Below are 19,130 nucleotides of genomic sequence, written 5' to 3' on the forward strand. Positions count from 1 at the left end.
CCACCTATGAATTACTATTAATCAATGAACGCCATGTCACTGTTGTTTTCACCGTCAATGCTTACTCGCCCTTTTGCGCTAGTGTGGCTTGCTATGGCATTACTGCTATCGCTTGCCTGTGCTGGCTTTCGCAGAGTTAGTCGGAATACAGAGTCAGACAAAGTAAGGGGGTTCACGTTAAAACAGAGCCCGAACCGCTCAGCGCTTTCGTATGTTCTCGTATTGACCGGGTTGTTGCTTATGTCATTTTCCGCCAACGCCAAAAATGACGAGACTAATAATGCTACAAATAGCGCGACAAATAACATACATATTGATGAGTCTTTTCAACATATTCTTATTAATCACAATAGCAACATAACTCACGCACCTGACTCGGCGACCTACTTTGATGTGTTAGAAGGCGCGAGTGCGTTTTCAGGCCAACAGATCACATCCACTCGGCAGTGGCTGTCTACCTATATACAGCACAGCGGCTTTAGCCCTGTCTCCCTTGTGGTAAATGTAGACCGATTAAACATTGACGACTTGCAGCTTTATCTGCTCAACGACAACGAACGCATTATAAAAACGTATCGCTATCAAGCAGGAAAAGGCGACCTTACTCTGCCACAACCCGTGCCCAGTATTCGACTGTCGTTTACACTACAGCCCTATCAAAATGTGCGCTTGCTCATTGGCATTAAAGACACAGGGTTAAGCAACATACCTGTTGCGCTGTGGGAAAGGGACGCGCTCCAGCAATACGATACTAATATGCTGGTTGCCTTAGGTGCGGTGCTTGGCGTGTTCGCACTTATTATTACCTACTTCCTTCTTTCTTACTTTAACCAACGTATTGCCACTCGATTTTGGCTTACGATGTCATCATTGGCCATGCTGACGCTTTTTTTCATTTTTCAAAGCGGACTGGGTTTGTGGCCAAGCTTAACCAACACAACTGAGGCGGCATTCATAATTGCATCAACCTTGCTGTTGCTGTGCTTAGCCAAAGTAACCCATCATCTATTTCCTCGAGTGCCCGCTTTCCTCAAAGCACTTAATTTTGTCATTCCTTTGGTGTGCTTGTATTGCTTTTTCATCGAGTCCACCGTGGCAATTGTAGTTCTGCTTAGCACTATTGCGGTAATGGGTGTAAGCCAAGTTGCTTTGGCGCTAACGTTTAAAGAAAACCGTCAAACAAGTCGCTTGTTCTCAATTGGCTGGCTCTCGTTTTTTGTGTTGTTTGCAATATCGATTCAAGGCCTCTATCACTTCATGGTTTATACCTTTAGTGTCTATTTGGTTATGCTGTTTTTTGCCGCCTTCGGACTGTTGTGTTTAGGCATGGCCGCAGCAACAAAAGAACGGTTTTACAACAAAAAACAGTTAGTTAAAAAAGAAGAGATCATTACCAACTTAAACCATTTCTATCATTTATTTAGAAACTCAGCAGAAGGACATTACACCTCAACCTGGGAAGGTAATTTAGTGTCTGTAAACCCCGCGATGTATAAACTTTTTGGGTATACCGATGAGGACGACATGCTGGAAACAGGCGCAAAAACATCGGTTTTCTATGCTAACGCTGATGACAGGCAGCTTCTCTTAGGCGAACTGTCTCAAACCGGTCACTTAACTGGCAAAGAAATAAGAGCAAAAAGAAAAAATGGTGAAGAGTTTTGGATTTCGTTGTCTTGCCGTTTGCAAGAAAATAGTGATGGCCCCTATATTTTCGGCTCAATTATCGACATCACCGAGAAAAAACAATCGGACCTTAATTTACGCTATTTAGCTACCCATGACTCTCTTACAGGGGCCTACAATCGACGCCAGTTTGAAACCGAGTTTAAAGGTAAGGTGGCATCAGTGGCCAGCCCCCCTGTGTGTCTGCTTTATTTAGATTTAGACAGGTTTAAAGTGGTTAACGATACCTGCGGTCATAAGGCAGGTGACGTACTCATAAAAGATATAGCAAGGCTGATAGAAAACACGCTTTTAAAGAATGCCCTTCTTGCCCGTTTAGGCGGCGATGAATTCGGTATTATTTACTCAGATTATGATGAGAAAAGTGTCTTTGAGAACGCAGAAAAAATACTCAATGCAGTGCAAGACTACCGCTTTATGTGGAACAACCGCATTTTCAATTTAGGCGTGAGCATTGGCATGGTGGTATGCGATGAAAATACCACAAGTGCTGGGCAGTACTTAAGCATGGCAGATGCGGCGTGCTATTTCGCCAAAGACCAAGGCCGTAATCAAATTCATCGATACAACAGTAATGAAGAGAGCACCCAGCGCTATCAGCGCGAGCTAGATTGGGTATCGACCATTAACAACGCGTTAGAAGAAAACCGATTCGAACTGTATTACCAACCGCTGCGACCACTCAGCCAAGCCAATGAAGGGTATTATTACGAGGTACTGCTTCGCTTGCGAGAAAGTGATGGTAAAATTGTAGAGCCAGCAAACTTCTTGCCTACTGCGGAACGTTTCGAAATGAACGTGAACGTAGACAAGTGGGTAGTAACGCATACATTTAAATGGCTATCAGAAAACCCTGAGCATTTGAGCAATCTTAAGCGCTGTAGCATCAACTTAAACTGCCACTCGCTGGCCGATAGAGATTTTACGCTGTTCATTCTGAATGCGTTTGAAACCTTCGGTATTGCGTATAACAAGATTTGCTTTGAGGTTATTGAGTCAGTGGCCATTATTAAAATGGACGACACGCTGGCCTTTATGCAGACATTCAAAAACTTAGGCTGCACATTTTCTCTTGATGACTTTGGCAGCGGCTTTTCATCCTATAACTATCTTAAAAGTCTTCCTGTGGATCAGGTGAAAATAGACGGCATGTTCATAAAAGATATGCTTAACGACGCCGTGGACACTGCTATGGTTGCATCGATAAAGGATGTGGCGAAGGCCATGGGCATGCAGACAGTGGCAGAGTTTGTGGAGAATGAAGCCACAATGACCCAATTAGGAAACATGGGAATCGATTTCGCTCAGGGCTATGGTGTAGCAGTGCCAGCCCCTCTCGTCGACTTCACCCCGCTGTAACGCCCTTATTCTGTTGGGCTCATATCGTTGATCTCGCTTTTGATTTATAACAAATAAAAAAGAGTGATAGAGCAAATACCCCAAAACCGGATGAAATGCGTATAATCATAGGTCGTTAGTAGCAACGCATTGTTATTAACGTACAACATTACACTCTATAAATGATACAATGTAACACTTTATAGTTAGAATGATATTGTAAAGACACCTAAAAAAGATGCTGCCAAATTCGGTAGCGATCAGTGCAGATATCAGGCTTGCAAAAGCTGTGATTATCCCCACATATGGCCTACTGTCCTAAGCGTAGAAGTAACATGAGTAGCAAACAGCCTAAATACGAATTTGTCAGTTCAGCAAAATTGCCAACGCGGCTTGGTGATTTCAAAATACACGGTTTCGTTGAAGCCAGTGGTCAAGAGCACGTTGCCCTGTCTTACGGCAACTGGAAGAAAGGCGATATTGTGCCAATTCGTATCCACTCAGAGTGCCTGACCGGAGATTCTCTTTTCAGTACCCGCTGCGACTGCGGTTTTCAATTAGAAAAAGCCATGCAAAACATCGTCGATAACGGCTTTGGCTTACTACTATACCTTCGCCAAGAGGGGCGCGGCATTGGACTGCTTAATAAAATACGTGCTTACAATCTTCAAGACAGCGGCATGGACACGGTAGAAGCTAACGAACATTTAGGCTTTGATGCTGACCTTCGTAGCTACGACATCTGTAAACTCATGCTAGATACGCTAGACGTTACCCGCGTAGAGTTAATGACGAACAACCCTAAGAAGCTAGCGGCACTTGAAGCGCTCGGAATAGACGTTGTATCGCGCAAACCTATCGACCATGGCGTAACGAAAGACAATAAAAACTATTTAAAAACTAAAACAGAAAAGCTGGGGCACGCATTCGACCCTCACATTTTTAAATAATCTGAATCCTGTTTAAATAAAATTGCACGACCAAGAAAACGTCCGCCGCTTCAACTTCCCTCAGCGGGCGTTTTTTATTCAGCTTAGGTTAATTATCCACGGGTTATAACGTATACAGACTTACCCGCATTGTTTGTTCGCTACAGTAAGCGCGCAATGACAATGTAAGGAGAATGTATGAAAAACATAGCCCTATCTATCGTGATTGCCCTCGGCGGTGCTGCCGTTGGTTTACCGGTAATTGCTCAACAATCAACCGTTTATACTTCTGCCAATCAAACGTTGGGCACTAGCCAAACTGAAGTCTCCGATGCGCAATTGGACAGTCTTCTCGCACCTATTGCGTTATATCCAGATACCTTACTCACCCACATACTCATCGCCTCTACCTATCCCCTTGATGTGATTTCAGCAGATAGGTGGCGACAAAGTAACAAACACCTTACGCCGGAGCAGGTTGAAGACGTATTAGAAGATGTGGATTGGGATCCAAGCGTGAAGGCGTTGGCCGCATTTACTGATTTACTCAACACCATGGCCAATGACCTAGACTGGCTGCAGCAGCTTGGCGACAGTGTATTAGTAAGCCAAGATAGAGTACTCGATCGAGTACAAGTACTGCGTCAGCATGCCAGAAACACCGGGAACTTAGATACCAACGACTATGTTGAGGTAGAAACGGAGCAAAACAATTCCAGAGAGATCATCTATATCGCTCCTCGTCAGCGAGAGGTGGTGTATGTGCCTTACTACGACCCTCAAATTGTGTACGGCAATTGGTGGCACCCTATTGCGCCGATATTCTGGTCTCACCACGTTAATTACCATCGTCATAGAAACGTATATTGGTCGCCGCGAGTGAGAATATCGGCCTTTTTCTCATTCGGTGCCGTGCACTGGAGTAACCGCCATGTGGTTGTGCATCGCCAGCCAGTGCGCAGGTTTTATAGAGGTAGCCAGCGTAAACGAGTTATTAGCAATGATTATCAGCGCTGGGAGCATCGCGTTGACCACAGACGTGCTCGCTACTCACAGCGCGTAGTGCAGACCAAACCCACACGTTTTGTGCACGGCAGTAATAGACATGTATCGACAAGGCGCCTTGCTGCTTCGCCGGGTTCAAGGTCGATATCAAAAGCGCGTTCTGTTTCAAACGCACAGTTAAAAGCGCCGAATCAAAATCGCGCGTTGTCAAATAATCGAAGCGTTAGCACTAACAAGGCGAATAAGAGGCTTGCTGAAAAAAAGCAGTACAACAAGCAGGCTATCTTAAACAAGCTCGATGCTAATAAGCGCCACTTTGTGAAAACATCGGCGAAAACATCGGTAAAATCTCGGCTTACAAAACCCCAGCCTATAAAACCAGGATCTGCGATACGCAAAATAGATACTAACAAGGCAGTTAAAGATAAAGCGCGAACCTACAGGGCTGACGCTTACCGTGGTAAAGCGTCACAAAACCGGAATTCTCAAATAGTCAGGAAAGACATGAGCTCGAATAAAAGGGGCTCGGACAAAAGAGCCTTGGACAAACAAACGGTCACTCGGACAAGCAAGCAAACCGTATCTCGTAACGTGTCGCCAAAAAGAAGTGTGAGCCGTAACGAGGGGCGCAGCAATATTAGAACTGGTAGCGCCCAGTCTCGAAAAGCATTGCCTCAAAGAGCTCAGTCTCAAAATAGACTTTCTAGAGATAAATAATGTAAACAAACAGTGGCGACTACTAGGGCGTGTTGATAAAAGTAGTCGCCACCTTACATTTACTAAGTCTCAGAAAAAGTGGACAGTGCCTTCACAAAGCGAGCGGGTGATGAGGTATCTAGGTTGAAGTATAGGGAAGGCTCTATAAGTTCTAGTTCCATAATTGCCCACTCATTTTCTTGGCGAACCAGGTCGACACGTGCGTACAGAGCTTGAGCCGGCATTGCCTCTAGTGCTCGCTGTGCTATTTCTTGCTGAGCAATGTTTGCTTCAACGGCCAGTAGCTGCCCGCCATGCTCCTCCTGAACTCGAAAGTCTCCTTGTTGAGGCACTTTTAATATGGCATGGCTGTAACACCCTCCAAAGTAAAACAAAGAGTATTCCCCCTCCTCAACCACGCTAGATAAAAAGGGTTGAATCATATACCGACGAGCGGCAAAGGTAGTCAGCAGTGAAGGCATTACATCGGCTATATTTGAGGAGCAAACTCTAAAGGTGTCATCGGCGTTTGCACTCAGTGTCGGCTTAATAACAACTTCTTTAGTGTTAAACCGCGCTAGAGCATTGTGTATATCTTGCGGCGCAAAACGCTCTCCCCAACGGGTATCTACTATGGGGATCCCAGCCCCTGCGAGGTCCTTCAAATACTGCTTTTCTATATTCCAACTCATTAACTCTAAAGGATTTAACAAGATAGCCGAAGATTTATTAATGATCTCTAATGTATTTAGAAAGGTATCAGGATGCTGTTGGTAATCCCACGTACTGCGCACAATAACGTAATCGTACTGGTCCCAATTCACATTCTGTTCGTGCCATGAGATTGTCTCTACCGACCATCCTATGTCCTCAAAATGAGGAATGAGCAATTCATCATAAACGAAGAAATCGTCCAAATTATCGGTGGAAAGAAAAACTATTTGCGACATGAATGTCTCATTTATGATTTGAAAATTAACACTATTTTAGCGGTTTTTAATAACCTTAACCAACTGATAACGCGAAAAAAATGTAGACCAAAGTCACATATCGCCAACCTCTGCAATAGTTTATTATTCGGTCAATTTAGCAGGGAGCTTACATTTCATCTACACTTATTCCAAACACATGGCGGAGACCTGTATGCAGTATCCTTGGCTTTTAGAAGGTCAGAAAATATTTCGCGTAGTCATCATTGGTCAACTGATTATTTCAGTTGTCATTGGCCTTATTACCGGAGAGCTCTTACCCGCATTTATTTTTGGTATTCCTATTGCCGCGGTGCCTTTGGTGTTGAGTTTGCAATCCCCTTATTCTGCATTAAGTCGCCATGCTATGGCCATTGGTGTGCAGCTGCTAACCGCGCTGCATATTCACCAGTCATTTGGTCTTATTGAGATTCATTTTGAAATTTTTGTGCTTCTCGCTTTCTTATCGGTATTTAGAGATTGGAAGGTGATTGCCACCGGTACGGCAGTGGTCGCGGTACATCACATTAGCTTCTTTCTTTTACAATCTAGTGGCGCCCCGCTTGTTATTTTCGAAGAAGGCCACGTTACGTTCACTATATTGCTTTTACATGCTGCGTTTGCCGTAGCAGAAGGTGGTGTGCTGATGTATGTCGCAAAAACTGCCCACGAAGAAGGCGCAGGCGCCGCTGAACTGTCATTGGCCATCAACGAGATGCAAAAGGAAAACAACAAACTGGATTTAACAGTCGCTGTCGATAGAAGCAACAAGCTCCTCCGCCCTTTTGGCGAATTGATTGACCAAGTTAGAGAATTAGTTCAGCTTGCGTCGTCACTAACTGATGACGTTGTTAGAGGCTGCGGTAATATGGAACAAGCTGCTAACAGCATGTTCGATATAAGCCACAAAACTGACCAAGAGTTAGCCATGGTGTCCGCTTCGTCAGAAGAAATTGCGCAAACCATGCAGATGTCGACAGAACAGACGACTAAAGCCAGTGATAAGGCCACAGCAGCTCAAGCGTCATCACAAAACACCAAGGATTCGATTTCCACTACCAGTAATACAATTAATTCATTACGAAGCACCCTCAATGATGCAGCAAAAACAAACTCTGCATTAAACGAGCAATGCTCGCACATCTACGACGCCATGCGCTCTATTACAGCCGTAGCGGAACAAACAAATTTGCTAGCCCTTAACGCAGCCATTGAGTCTGCCCGAGCGGGAGAGCACGGTAGAGGGTTTGCCGTAGTTGCAGACGAGGTACGTACGCTGGCTATTCGTTCGAAAGAAAGTGCGGAACAAATTACAAGCATCACTGAGCAGCTTGTTTCTCAAACGGCAAGTTCAGTCGATCAAATGCAGTCCTGTATCAGTCTTGTTGATGAAGCGGTTATGTCTAGTGAAAGTGCAACCAATGCAATGGCCGACATTATGCTACAAATTAACGATGCCAGTGAAAGCATGACAGAAATTGCCACATCGGCGGTCGAGCAAGAAACAGCGTCTGCATCCATTGCTGAAAGCACGGCTCGTTTAAGCGAGTTTACGTCTGAAGAGCTCGCGACCGCAGAATCTCTTGCTGGCGAAGTGCAGGTTCTTACACAAATATCGCAAAAAATGCGCAGTGCCATCGAGCGCTTTAATCTGCAATGACAAAAGGCCTTTCTTGGGCGCTGCTTGCCTTGTGGGCAAGTGGCCTTCTGGCCGCCATGCTAGTGTATGGTCAGCGTCAGCTATCAGAATTCGATCCTGACGGCATACTGCTTCATCACTCAACCTCACCGACATTTGACAGTGAACTTACGCAACTGCTTAAAAACAGTAATGTTCCCAGTGCCAGTATTATCCACGTTGGCTCATCTGAAAATTGCTACTGCGAAACGCTCACTGCGCCCCATCAAACTCAGTTACTTAATCGCCTTGGTGAATCAAAGTACGGCGTTGTCAACATTGCGCTAGACACCGTGAAAGGGCTAAGCAATATAATTACTACCGTACCTGCGTTAATTGTTATTGATGAGAACTACCAGTTGCGCTACGTAGGCCCATACGCCACAGGCTATGGCTGCTTTACTGGCAAAAACTTGGTGGACCAAGTAGTAAGCTACACACATCAACTCCCCTACAATGGCGCAATTATCAACAGCGACGCCACAGGCTGTTTTTGTTGATAAGACACTACAGCATGATTATCAGCGTTTACGCGCTCTTTAAGTCATTATAAGCTTTACCCACAGCTAGGGCTGGCTTAGGCCTTTAAGGTGCGCCACTACGCTTCGCCCTAGTGCGCTTAAGTCATAGCCGCCTTCTAGCATGCTTACGATTCGTCCTTCACAACAGCTATCAGCCACACGCCTTAATGCTTGGCTTATCCAAAAATAATCGTCTTCCACCAAACGCAAATGGGCCATGGGATCCTCAGCGTGGGCATCAAAGCCTGCCGAAATGAGAATTAGCTGAGGCTGAAAATTAGAAAGCGCATTAAACCAATGATGTACTTTTTCTCTAAATACATCGCCGGTTATACCCGCTTCAAGGGGCACCGCTAAAATATTACTCGCGGAAACCGGCGCTCCGCTATGGGGGTAAAAAGGATGTTGGAAGCTTGAACACAGCATAATGCGCTGGTCGCCCGCAACTATCTGCTCTGTGCCGTTGCCATGATGAACATCAAAATCCACAATGGCTACCCGCTGTAAATTATAGTTTTGCAATGCATAGCGCGCTGCCAATACAATATTATTGAATACGCAAAAGCCCATTGCGCTATCGTAGGTAGCGTGATGTCCTGGGGGCCTAGTGGCACAAAAGGCCTGCCGCTCTGTACCCGCCATAACGTAGTCTACGGCATTACAGCCAGCGCCAGCCGACTCCAACGCTGCCGTTAAACTGTGCTTCATTAAGCCAGTATCTTCATCGAGCCACGCTGTAGCCGTTGTTTCACTCGCGTACATTGTTTTTTCATCATCACTAAAAGACACCTGTGCAGCACGGTCGAATACACTTTTAATGTAGTAAGGGTCGTGGGCCAATGATAAATATGCCTCAGGGATTGGCGTAGCATCCCCATGCTCACAAATCATCTCTAGCCCAGATGATAACAACTGATCGTCTATAGCAAATAGGCGGTCTGGTGATTCCGGATGCTCATTTCCTAGGTCGTGTTTAGTGCCGTGTTTACCACGGAAAATTTTTATTGTCATGTCAGCGACGCCACATCAAGGACCAATTCAACATCACTCGGGTCACCGGTAAATTTACGCTTAAACTTTGCTTGTTCAAATATAGCAATCATGGGCATGTTATCCCCGCGAACGTATGCCATCATCTTGCTAATCTCGCGCTTTTTCGCAATATTGATGAGCTCTTTTAACAGTAGTTTTGCCATGCCCTTTCCTTGCTGAGTCTCACGAGTAACAAAGGCAGCCTCACAGGTATTGTCTGACGGATTAAAGTAGAATCGCCCAACTGCGTGAATGGTGATACGAGAGCCCTCTTGGCGCACAATACACAGCCCAGCATCAGAGCTTTGATCCACACTGACTAAATTGCAGGATTTCTCGCGGGACATTTGCTTTGGATCGTAGTTATAGCGCAGTCGCAAAGTTTCTTTAGTGTGTGAGTAGAAGAACTCTTGCAGCCGTCGTTCGTCGGCAGGGTTGAGAGGCCGCATATAGAACCGCTCACCCCGTATATCTAGTTTTTTAAGCTGTATAGCGCCTAACTCAGGAATGTCGGTAGGGTACTTTTCTTGATAATGCGGTACCCAGTAATGCTGCCTAACTTCTTCTAACAGCGCCGAACGAAACTTAGGATGGGCAACTCGAATAAGCTCTAGCGCACGCTCTCGAATACTTTTTCCTTTTAGCGAAGCGATACCGTATTCCGTTACCACATATTGCACGTTACCCCGCGACGTGACAACGCCAGCGCCCTCGCTAATTTGCGGTGTAATTCGGGAAATGGTCTCATTTTGGGCAGTAGAAGGCAGTGCAATAATAGCCTTGCCCCCTTTGCTAATGGATGCGCCAGTGACAAAGTCCACCTGCCCCCCTATGCCGCTATAAAAGTCATAGCCTAAAGAGTCAGCAACAACTTGCCCAGTAAGGTCTACCTCAAGTGCGCTATTAATGGCCACCATATTGTCATTTTTCGCAATATTGGTGGGCTTGTTGACGTAACTACTCGGATAAAATTCTATGTGTGGGTTGTTATCAATCAGTTCGTACAGCTTGCGCGTGCCAATAGCAAAGCTTGTCACTACCTTACCGGGGTGAAATGTCTTTTTCTTATTGGTTACTGCGCCTGAGGCCAGTAATTCAATAATACTGTCGGTGAGCATTTCACTGTGAATACCCAAATCTTTATGGGTACAAAGGTACTTAAGGGTAGCGCTGGGAATTTTTCCAATGCCAAATTGCAGTGTGGCGCCGTCATTCACCAACATGGCTACATACTGCCCAATTCGCTCAGCTACGCTATCTATGGGTGGTGTAGACACTTCTACCAGTGGTTCATCCGCTTCAATGCAAGCGTGTATCTCGCTAATATGAATATAGGAATGACCCGCTGTTCGCGGCACTTGCGGGTTGATTTGGGCAATCACTTTTTTGCTGTGGCGTATGGCAGACATGGCAATATCAACCGATGCACCTAGCGAGCAATAGCCAAACTCGTCTGGAGGGCTTACATTGACCATTGCCGCATCTAGGGCTAGTATCCCGTCGCTAAATAAGCTGGATATTTCCGACAGAAACACCGGAGTATAGTCGGCACGCCCCTCATCAACCGCTTTGCGCATGGCACTTCCGCCAATAAAGAAGGTATTTGCCTTAAATAGGTTTTTGTATTCTTGTTTTACCCAGCGGGTATCGCCTAACGCCAGCATATGCACTAATTCAATGTCGCTGAATCCCTCACTATTATCAATGAGGTGCTGCACAAGTGCGTGGGGTACTGATGCGTTACCGCCGACAAAAACACGACAACCTGATTTTATCAACGCGGGCCAATCTGGCGCTGGGGGTAAGCGTAATGCCATACTTTTCTGCCTCTGTGAGCTAGCGAAGCCAATACATCAATAATGCCATAAATTCAGCGACTTTCCCGCCTCAATCAACGAATACCTGCCTAAGCGATTAGTCTTAGAGAATCCGTTACTCTATCTACAAAAACGCCCACTAACGTGGGCGTATTACATGATTATTTTTGCCTAGGCTTTATTTACCTATTGTCTCTTCGGCTAAATCGAGGGCTTATTGATATCGGAACTTTTCTAGCCAGTTTCTAAAAAAGGGCGAAATCACCGACTTACTATTGGCTAAGCGATGGCCGTCGTTTAATAGCAGCAACTGCGCTTTTTGATGACGAGCATACTTAAGGCTATTTTCAATTGGAATAATATCGTCATTCCAACCGTGCACTAAGCTTACGTATCCGTCATAGGGATAGCGCTGAATTTCGTAGTCTGGCATATACAAAGCCGGCGCCATTAGAAACACACCGCGAGCAGAAATTTGACTCGCTGCCGCCAGCGACACATAGCCGCCCATACTAGAGCCCACTAAAATGACATCGTTGCACTTTTCAGCAATGGTTTCTTTAAGGCGCGATAAACGGGCTTCTGGGCATTCGAGATCTTGATAATCGATACTCTCTACCCCAAAGCCCATATCAGTTGCTACATTCGAAAGCGTTGTAATTTTACTGCCCCAAGGGCCGCTTTCTTTGCCGTGCGAAAAAACAACGGTTGTCATTGCTCATGTCCTTATTGCATGTACTTATTGTATTTTTTATTGAAACTACAATTTCATTAACAGTACGAGAGATAAAAATTTACTGTATCGTAAATCCTCACTGCTTGTCTTGTTTATGAAACAGTTTTTCCACCATTACATAAAACATAGGCACAAAGAAGATAGCTAAGAAGGTCGCTGCAAACATGCCGCCCATTACAGCGATACCAATAGCATTTTGACTCGCCGCACCTGCACCGCTCGCTAAGGCCAGTGGTGTTACGCCTAAAATGAAGGCCATTGAGGTCATAAGAATAGGGCGAAAGCGCTGAGACGCTGCATTTGAAACAGCGGTCATTAGGTCTACGCCATTCTCGTACTCTTCCTTGGCAAATTCCACAATCAAAATAGCGTTCTTCGCAGCCAAACCTACGGTGGTTAAAAATGCCACCTGCAAATAGACATCGTTGGCTAAATTAAAGATAAACGCTGCTGTCACCGAGCCTAAAATACCTAACGGCACAACCAACATTACCGCAAAAGGCACCGACCAGCTTTCGTACAATGCAGCAAGACATAAAAATACCACCAGTATTGAAATAGCGTATAGCATTGGCGCTTGCGAGCCCGCTTGCTGCTCTTCAAAAGATAAGCCCGACCAATCAATGCCGTAGCCTGGCGGTAGTTGCGCAACAAGCTTTTCCATTTCGGTAATCGCTTCCCCTGAGGATATACCTTCAGCAGGACTACCCTGAATATTTACCGATGATATGCCGTTAAAGCGTTCCAGCTTGGGTGAGCCGTATACCCACTCTGTGGTGGCGAAGGTACTAAACGCCACCATTTCTCCATCGCTGTTGCGCACATACCACTTTTCTAAGTCATCTGGCGTCATACGATGGGGCACGTCACCCTGCATGTACACTCGCTTTATACGACCTTTATCAATAAAGTCATTCACGTAGCTCGAGCCCCATGCAATTTGAAGCGTACGATTAATGTCACTCAAGTTCAGTCCAAGGGCAGAGGCTTTTTCGCTATCAATTTTTATCTTGAACTGAGGCACGTCGCTTAGCCCGTTAGGACGCACACCTGCCAGCTTCGGATTTTGCGCCGCCATTCCCAACAGTTGATTACGCGCATTCATTAAGGCTTCATGGCCGTTGCCCGCTCTGTCGACTAGCTGCATGTCAAAGCCTGTGGCATTACCTAATTCCATAATAGGCGGCGGTACAATTGGAAACGCAGAGGCATCCTCAATTTGACTAAAGGCACCAAAGGCTCTTCCTAGCACGGCAAAGGCCGAGCTGTCATCATCGCGCTCGCTCCAGTCATTTAAGTTAATAAATGCCATACCTGCATTTTGCGCCTGGCCTGCAAAACTAAAACCAACAACTGAGAACAGACCGTTGACTGCTTCTTGCTCTTCGTTAAGGAAATAGTCTTCTGCTTGCTTAATCGACTCCAGCGTTCTGCCAGCGGTAGCACCTGGGGGAGTGCTCACTAGTACCATCATTCGCCCTTGGTCTTCATCGGGTAGAAAGGCGCCTGGTAGCTGACTGAAAATAAGCGCCATGCCTCCCACTAATAATCCGTAGACCACAAAATAGCGTTTAACCCGTTTCGCCATGTGCGTAGTGGTGCGCTGGTAAGAGTCGCGCCCCTTGTTAAAGTTACGATTAAACCAGCCAAAGAAGCCTTTGTTTTTATCCTGATCTTCTGGGTGCTTTTTCAATAATGTAGCGCAAAGAGACGGCGACAGAACGATAGCAACCAGCACAGAGAACGCCATTGCAGACACAATGGTTACCGAGAACTGGCGATATATAGCTCCCGCCGAGCCGCTGAAAAAGGCCATGGGAATAAACACGGTAGAAAGCACCGCAGCAATGCCCACCAGCGCGCCGGTAATTTGTGTCATCGACTTTTTGGTGGCTTCGGCAGGCGGCAACCCTTCCTCTTCCATAATTCGTTCAACGTTTTCTACCACGACAATGGCATCATCAACCAGAAGACCAATGGCCAGTACCATGGCAAACATGGTGAGAACATTAATACTAAAACCAAACAGCGACAGTACCGCAAAGGTCCCTAGCAGAACCACCGGAACGGCTATGGTAGGAATAAGCGTTGCTCGCCAGTTTTGCAAGAAAAGAAGCATGACTAAAAACACCAACACCACGGCTTCTATTAGGGTTTCCACCACCGACTGAATCGACAGCTCGATGAAAGGTGAACTGTCTACCGGATACACCACTTTTACGCTGTCTGGCAAGTTAGCACGCAGCTCTTCTACCCGAGCTTTTACCGCTTCAATGGTATCGAGAGCGTTGGCGCCAGAGGTAAGGCTAATCGCCATACCCGACGCTGGCCTTCTGTCGTAGCGTACAATGACATCGTAACTTTGCGCACCCAATTCAACGCGAGCTACGTCGCGCACGCGCACTTGAGAGCCATCGGTATTTACCCGCAATACAATGTTTTCAAAATCTTTTTCAGTTTGTAAGCGGCTTTGCGCCTGAATGGTTGCGTTTATCTGTTGATTATTAATGGCTGGCAAGCCGCCTAACTGTCCTGCAGATACATCGGTGTTTTGCACCTGAACCGCCGCTTGCACATCGACAGGGGTAAGGTTGTAGCTGTAAAGCTTGTTAGGATCTAACCAAATACGCATAGAGCGCTGGGCACCAAACACGCGTACGCTGCCCACACCATTAACCCGCGATATAGGGTCTTGAAACTGAGAAACCAGAAGGTCGCTTAAATCGAACTGGTTCATCGAGTCGTCTTCAGAATAAAAGCCAACGGCTAAGGCAAAAGAGCTGTTCGACTTCGACACCGTCACCCCTTGCTGCTGCACTTCAGCGGGTAATAAAGGTAACGCACCCTGCACTTTGTTTTGGGTTTGAACCTGCGCAATATCAGGGTCGGTACCAGGCTCAAAGGTGAGGCTAATAGAGACACTGCTGTTTGAGCTACTAGCGGAAAAGTAGCGCATGTTATCAATGCCCGAAAGGCTCTGTTCAATCACTTGGGTAACCGAGTTTTCTACCGTTTCGGCTGATGCACCAGGGTACGCAGCACTTATGGTTACCGTAGGGGGAGCTACTTTGGGATATTGCTCAATAGGAAGTGTATAGATGGCAAGTACACCTGCCATCATCGTAATAATTGCTAATACCCATGCAAACACGGGCCTGTCTATAAAAAAGCGAGCCATAACTAAAAATTCCTTGCTTGCTTATCGTGAGCCGCGTGATGATGGTTGCCACTCAGATGCATTCACTTTCGCACCCGGTTTTACCTTTTGATATCCGGTAACAATGATTTGCTCGCCTTCGCTTACCCCATCGTTTACCACATATTGGTCGCGATAAATTTGCCCAACGCTGAGCGTTCGGCCCTCAACTTCACCGCGGCTATTCACCACGTACACTGAAAGCGAGCCGTCAGTTTGGCGAGTTGTAGCTCGCTGTGGCACAAGCAACGCATTTTCGCGTCCCGTGATCACATGACCTTTAACAAATAAACCTGGCAACAAGATACTGTCGGGATTAGGCATTTCGGCGCGCAACGTCACTGAGCCCGTGCTTTCATCAACGGTGACTTCAGAAAACTTAACGCTACCGGTGTGTGAGTACTTTTCTCCACTCACTTCATCCACTGTTAGCTCTACATCGAGTGCGCCTTGATTTCGCATAGATTGGCGTAAAGTGAGAATGGAAGCGCCCGACTCCTGCATGTCGATAAATACTGGGTCGAGCTGCGTGATGATGGCAAGCTGCTGGGCTTGATTGGTAGTAACAAGAGTACCTTCGGTAACAAAAGAGCGGCTGATTTGTCCGCTTATAGGCGCATACACCTTGGTGTAACCCATATTGACTTTGGCAACATCCACCGCAGCTTCAGCAACGCTAATAGCGGCTTCGGCCTGTTCTTTTTGCGCAATAACATCGTCGTATTCTTGTTTGCTAACGGCATTTTTCTCGACCAGGTCGTCGTAGCGACGTGCCTTTGCCTCTAAGGTTTTTAAGTTAGCCTGGGCACTTTTCAAATCTGCTTTTGCACTATTGAATTGCGCTAGATACCTAGCCTGATCTATTTGGTAAAGCTGCTGGCCTTTTTTTACCTGCGCCCCCTCTTCGAAAAGACGGTCTGTAATAACACCATCTACCTGAGGACGAACCTGTGATTGACGAGATGGACTCACTCGACCCGGCAACACCATTTCATGCTGCACTGGCTGCCTTTTGAGGGTTACTACAGAAACAGAAGGCGCAGGCATTGACTGCTGCGAGTCTGGTGATTGTGCTGATTCGTTTGAACATGCTGCAACGCCTAAAAGTATTAGTAACGCTGCAGTAAGGTAAAAAATGCGACTCATAAATCTTCTATTTCCCAATAACTAATTAAATGCAGACGGCTGAACGCCATCTAAAATACGTCATCCGCGATATGCCATCTGCAATAACGCAATGAATGTTTGCAAAGCTTGTCTATTTTACTGTGCCGGGATACTCACTTTTGGCGAGGCGAAAGTGGCTGTTGAGTACCGGTATTGGTGTGACATAGTTTGGAATTCGAATATATACGAAGCTATGTTCTTATTGGCTCTATTTTGCGCTCTTATACTAAAGATTAAAAGGCTGAGTAGCCGAATTTACAAATGTCGTCGTTAAATAACTAACGACTTTACCTTTGTCCTCAAATCTAGCTGACTTTAACGCAACTACATCCTATTTAAACGAATAGAAGCGTACTAATAATTGATATGCCGAAATGACCTGCTGAGCTTGTTCGCGACTTCCTCCTTTATCGGGGTGCAGCTGCTGTAGCTTTTTTCTGTAGTGTTTTTTAATCTCTTTCAAAGAATAGGCGTCATGTTCTTTACGTGGTAATGCAGCGCAGGGCCAGGTGAGCCCAAGTATGCGATGGGCTGCTTCAATATCGCCATCGTTGAAAGAAGCGTATTGGGCTTTTCCCATTGTTGTCCAAAAGCTTGCTAGTAATGCCTCAACACTCTCTTCGTCAGTTTGTTCGAAATTGTTCCAATCCAAATAGTAAGAAGCCAATGCGTCGTGAGGGCCTACCTTGTGCGCATTTATTGTCGTTGCCGATTCATCTTCAGATGCAAGTGTAGGCTCCGGTGCAAGCTCTTGTTTAGGCGCAGCGACACCTGCATCTGAATCTAGGCGAATGTTAAGCGTATGAATATCAAGCTTGCCTACCCCGTTCTTAAGCCATATCGAACGCAGCTGATAGAGCGCGTTAAACAAAATAAAATGAGTTTTAAACAGCACGAGGGGGTCACGCAGGGCCTCTTCATCAAAAACCGCATAAGGCGGCTTTTTTAACATCGAAATAAGGGCGTACTCACTGACGCCCTCCTCAAACATGCTCTCCATGGTTGATAGAATATCGACTAACATGTCAGCAAGGAGTTCGTGTAATGGCGAGTCACCTTGCGCTGTGCTTACAGTATTGGCGTTCAAACTACTTCTCTTAAAAATGCTACTCTTCAAAATTCTACTTTTCAAAATCTTGTCTTTGAGAGTGTTGTTGCTCAAAATCTCATCTTAGTAGGCACACGGTATCACGAGCAATTAAGGAGCCGCCACTTTATAAGCGAGCGTATTCAGGCTGCGGATGATTTCACGCTGTCAACGTTTTCACGCTGCAAGAATTTCCCCTTTGCAGGCGCAACATGCAAGAAACCTCATATATTGGTGCACCTATTACTGCACTGGTCACTACACTTATCACCGCACTTATTACTGGGCTGGGAGAAAAGTGAATGAATCACCATTGCACATTTATCTTTTATAAAGTAATCCAAAACACCAAAATGCCTGTTAAAGTAGTCCAAAATATAAAACAAAAAAATAATGGAGTTCCCTTGAAAATATTAGTCGCGTTAACCAGTATCCTTGGTTTTTTGATGGTTGTATTGCCCGGCCCTTTGTATCAGTACGCAGGTGTGGGTTTAGGTACAGCATTTACGTCTTTACGTTACGGAGTTTACGTTGGCGGTGCCGCTCTTATCCTTATCGTACTTCAGGTGATCATTAATCGTAAAAATATTAGCTGGGGTAGCACTATCGTATATGCTGTTTTAGCGTTAATTGCGGTTGCAATGCCAGTCAGCATGATGAGCAAGGCAAGCACTGTTCCGCCTATTCACGACATTACCACTGATGTTACAAATCCACCTGAGTTTGTTGCTATTGCACCACTTCGCGAAGGCGCGCCAAACGATGTTAATTACGAAGGCGGCGATATTACTAAGCAGCAATTAGAAGCGTATCCAGAGATTAAAACGCAACTACTTCCGCAGCCTGTAAGTGAAGTATACGTAGCTGCAGAAAAAGCCATCGCCACCCTTGGTTGGGACAACGTTACCGCTGGCGCCCTGCCTAACACGCTTGAAGCCACAGATACAACGACATGGTTTGGCTTTAAAGACGATGTAGTAATCAGGCTGACAGAAAAAGGCGACAATACGCTTGTTGATGTTCGTAGTAAGTCTCGAGTAGGCAAAAGTGACTTAGGTAAAAATGCAGAACGCATTAATGCCTTTATGGCAGAGCTTCGAAAACAACTTAGCTAAGCCAGTGACAGAACGCACTGACCTAGAATAAATAGTTGAAATATAAGCATTAAAATAAGTTTGGTGTTATAATAGCTAATCTATAAAAGCTCGGCTTGCTCAGCAAGGCGGGCTTTTTTAATGTCTGTCATACAGGGCTGTGCGTTTTAAGCTGGGTAA

General features: G+C 45.8%; 13 protein-coding genes. 6 read left to right on the top strand and 7 right to left on the bottom strand.

Annotated features, from left to right (window positions below; genetic code table 11):
• Positions 1–33: 33 nt before the first annotated feature.
• From JV36_RS0100095 to JV36_RS0100105, 3 genes are all read left to right on the top strand, one after another.
• Complete coding sequence (locus JV36_RS0100095) at positions 34–3,045, top strand: EAL domain-containing protein (RefSeq protein ID WP_235207714.1); 3,012 nt, start codon at positions 34–36, stop codon at positions 3,043–3,045.
• Between the two features lie 314 nt (positions 3,046–3,359).
• Entirely contained in the window at positions 3,360–3,974 is a 615-nt protein-coding gene (ribA, locus tag JV36_RS0100100; RefSeq protein WP_032094651.1) for a GTP cyclohydrolase II, read from the top strand.
• 177 nt (positions 3,975–4,151) lie between these two features.
• Complete coding sequence (locus tag JV36_RS0100105; RefSeq protein ID WP_032094652.1) at positions 4,152–5,675, top strand: DUF3300 domain-containing protein; 1,524 nt, start codon at positions 4,152–4,154, stop codon at positions 5,673–5,675.
• Positions 5,676–5,737: 62 nt separating this feature from the next.
• On the opposite strand, the gene JV36_RS0100110 is transcribed toward JV36_RS0100105, so the two are convergent.
• On the bottom strand, positions 5,738–6,604 hold the full coding sequence (locus JV36_RS0100110; protein ID WP_032094653.1) for an ATP-grasp domain-containing protein: 867 nt from the start codon (positions 6,602–6,604) through the stop codon (positions 5,738–5,740).
• 193 nt (positions 6,605–6,797) lie between these two features.
• On the opposite strand from JV36_RS0100110, the gene JV36_RS0100115 reads away from it, so the two are divergent.
• Entirely contained in the window at positions 6,798–8,282 is a 1,485-nt protein-coding gene (locus JV36_RS0100115; protein WP_032094654.1) for a methyl-accepting chemotaxis protein, read from the top strand.
• Entirely contained in the window at positions 8,279–8,800 is a 522-nt protein-coding gene (locus JV36_RS0100120; protein ID WP_032094655.1) for a DUF6436 domain-containing protein, read from the top strand. The genes JV36_RS0100115 and JV36_RS0100120 overlap by 4 nt, the downstream gene beginning before the upstream one ends.
• 66 nt (positions 8,801–8,866) lie before the next feature.
• Here JV36_RS0100120 and JV36_RS0100125 read toward each other — a convergent pair whose 3' ends face one another.
• The 6 genes from JV36_RS0100125 to JV36_RS0100150 form a co-directional block, all read right to left on the bottom strand.
• The gene (locus JV36_RS0100125) at positions 8,867–9,832 is read right to left on the bottom strand and encodes a histone deacetylase family protein (RefSeq protein WP_032094656.1); all 966 of its coding nucleotides are present in this window, start codon (positions 9,830–9,832) and stop codon (positions 8,867–8,869) included.
• Positions 9,829–11,670, bottom strand: coding sequence for a bifunctional acetyl-CoA hydrolase/transferase family protein/GNAT family N-acetyltransferase (locus JV36_RS0100130; protein WP_032094657.1), 1,842 nt, complete (start codon positions 11,668–11,670; stop codon positions 9,829–9,831). Before JV36_RS0100130 ends, JV36_RS0100125 begins: the two co-directional genes overlap by 4 nt.
• 214 nt (positions 11,671–11,884) lie before the next feature.
• On the bottom strand, positions 11,885–12,385 hold the full coding sequence (locus JV36_RS0100135; protein ID WP_032094658.1) for an alpha/beta hydrolase: 501 nt from the start codon (positions 12,383–12,385) through the stop codon (positions 11,885–11,887).
• Between the two features lie 97 nt (positions 12,386–12,482).
• On the bottom strand, positions 12,483–15,584 hold the full coding sequence (locus tag JV36_RS0100140) for an efflux RND transporter permease subunit (RefSeq protein WP_032094659.1): 3,102 nt from the start codon (positions 15,582–15,584) through the stop codon (positions 12,483–12,485).
• Positions 15,585–15,605: 21 nt separating this feature from the next.
• A complete protein-coding gene (locus JV36_RS0100145) occupies positions 15,606–16,748 on the bottom strand; it encodes an efflux RND transporter periplasmic adaptor subunit (protein WP_032094660.1) in 1,143 nt (380 codons plus the stop codon).
• A 352-nt stretch (positions 16,749–17,100) separates the two neighbouring features.
• Positions 17,101–17,856, bottom strand: a complete 756-nt coding sequence (locus tag JV36_RS0100150) for a DNA-J related domain-containing protein (RefSeq protein WP_235207715.1) — start codon at positions 17,854–17,856, stop codon at positions 17,101–17,103.
• A 404-nt stretch (positions 17,857–18,260) separates the two neighbouring features.
• Between JV36_RS0100150 and JV36_RS0100155 the strand changes: the two genes are divergently transcribed.
• Complete coding sequence (locus tag JV36_RS0100155; protein WP_032094761.1) at positions 18,261–18,971, top strand: DUF1499 domain-containing protein; 711 nt, start codon at positions 18,261–18,263, stop codon at positions 18,969–18,971.
• Positions 18,972–19,130: the final 159 nt, after the last annotated feature.

This window comes from Alteromonas sp. LOR (assembly GCF_000753865.1).
GTDB lineage: Bacteria > Pseudomonadota > Gammaproteobacteria > Enterobacterales > Alteromonadaceae > Alteromonas.

Bases quoted from the DNA above. Each gene is read 5' to 3' on its own strand.
- JV36_RS0100140 (WP_032094659.1), bottom strand. From the start codon at position 15,584: ATGGCTCGCTTTTTTATAGACAGGCCCGTGTTTGCATGGGTATTAGCA.
- JV36_RS0100120 (WP_032094655.1), top strand. From the start codon at position 8,279: ATGACAAAAGGCCTTTCTTGGGCGCTGCTTGCCTTGTGGGCAAGTGGC.
- JV36_RS0100125 (WP_032094656.1), bottom strand. From the start codon at position 9,832: ATGACAATAAAAATTTTCCGTGGTAAACACGGCACTAAACACGACCTA.
- ribA (WP_032094651.1), top strand. From the start codon at position 3,360: ATGAGTAGCAAACAGCCTAAATACGAATTTGTCAGTTCAGCAAAATTG.
- JV36_RS0100135 (WP_032094658.1), bottom strand. From the start codon at position 12,385: ATGACAACCGTTGTTTTTTCGCACGGCAAAGAAAGCGGCCCTTGGGGC.
- JV36_RS0100115 (WP_032094654.1), top strand. From the start codon at position 6,798: ATGCAGTATCCTTGGCTTTTAGAAGGTCAGAAAATATTTCGCGTAGTC.
- JV36_RS0100110 (WP_032094653.1), bottom strand. From the start codon at position 6,604: ATGTCGCAAATAGTTTTTCTTTCCACCGATAATTTGGACGATTTCTTC.
- JV36_RS0100130 (WP_032094657.1), bottom strand. From the start codon at position 11,670: ATGGCATTACGCTTACCCCCAGCGCCAGATTGGCCCGCGTTGATAAAA.
- JV36_RS0100145 (WP_032094660.1), bottom strand. From the start codon at position 16,748: ATGAGTCGCATTTTTTACCTTACTGCAGCGTTACTAATACTTTTAGGC.
- JV36_RS0100105 (WP_032094652.1), top strand. From the start codon at position 4,152: ATGAAAAACATAGCCCTATCTATCGTGATTGCCCTCGGCGGTGCTGCC.
- JV36_RS0100095 (WP_235207714.1), top strand. From the start codon at position 34: ATGTCACTGTTGTTTTCACCGTCAATGCTTACTCGCCCTTTTGCGCTA.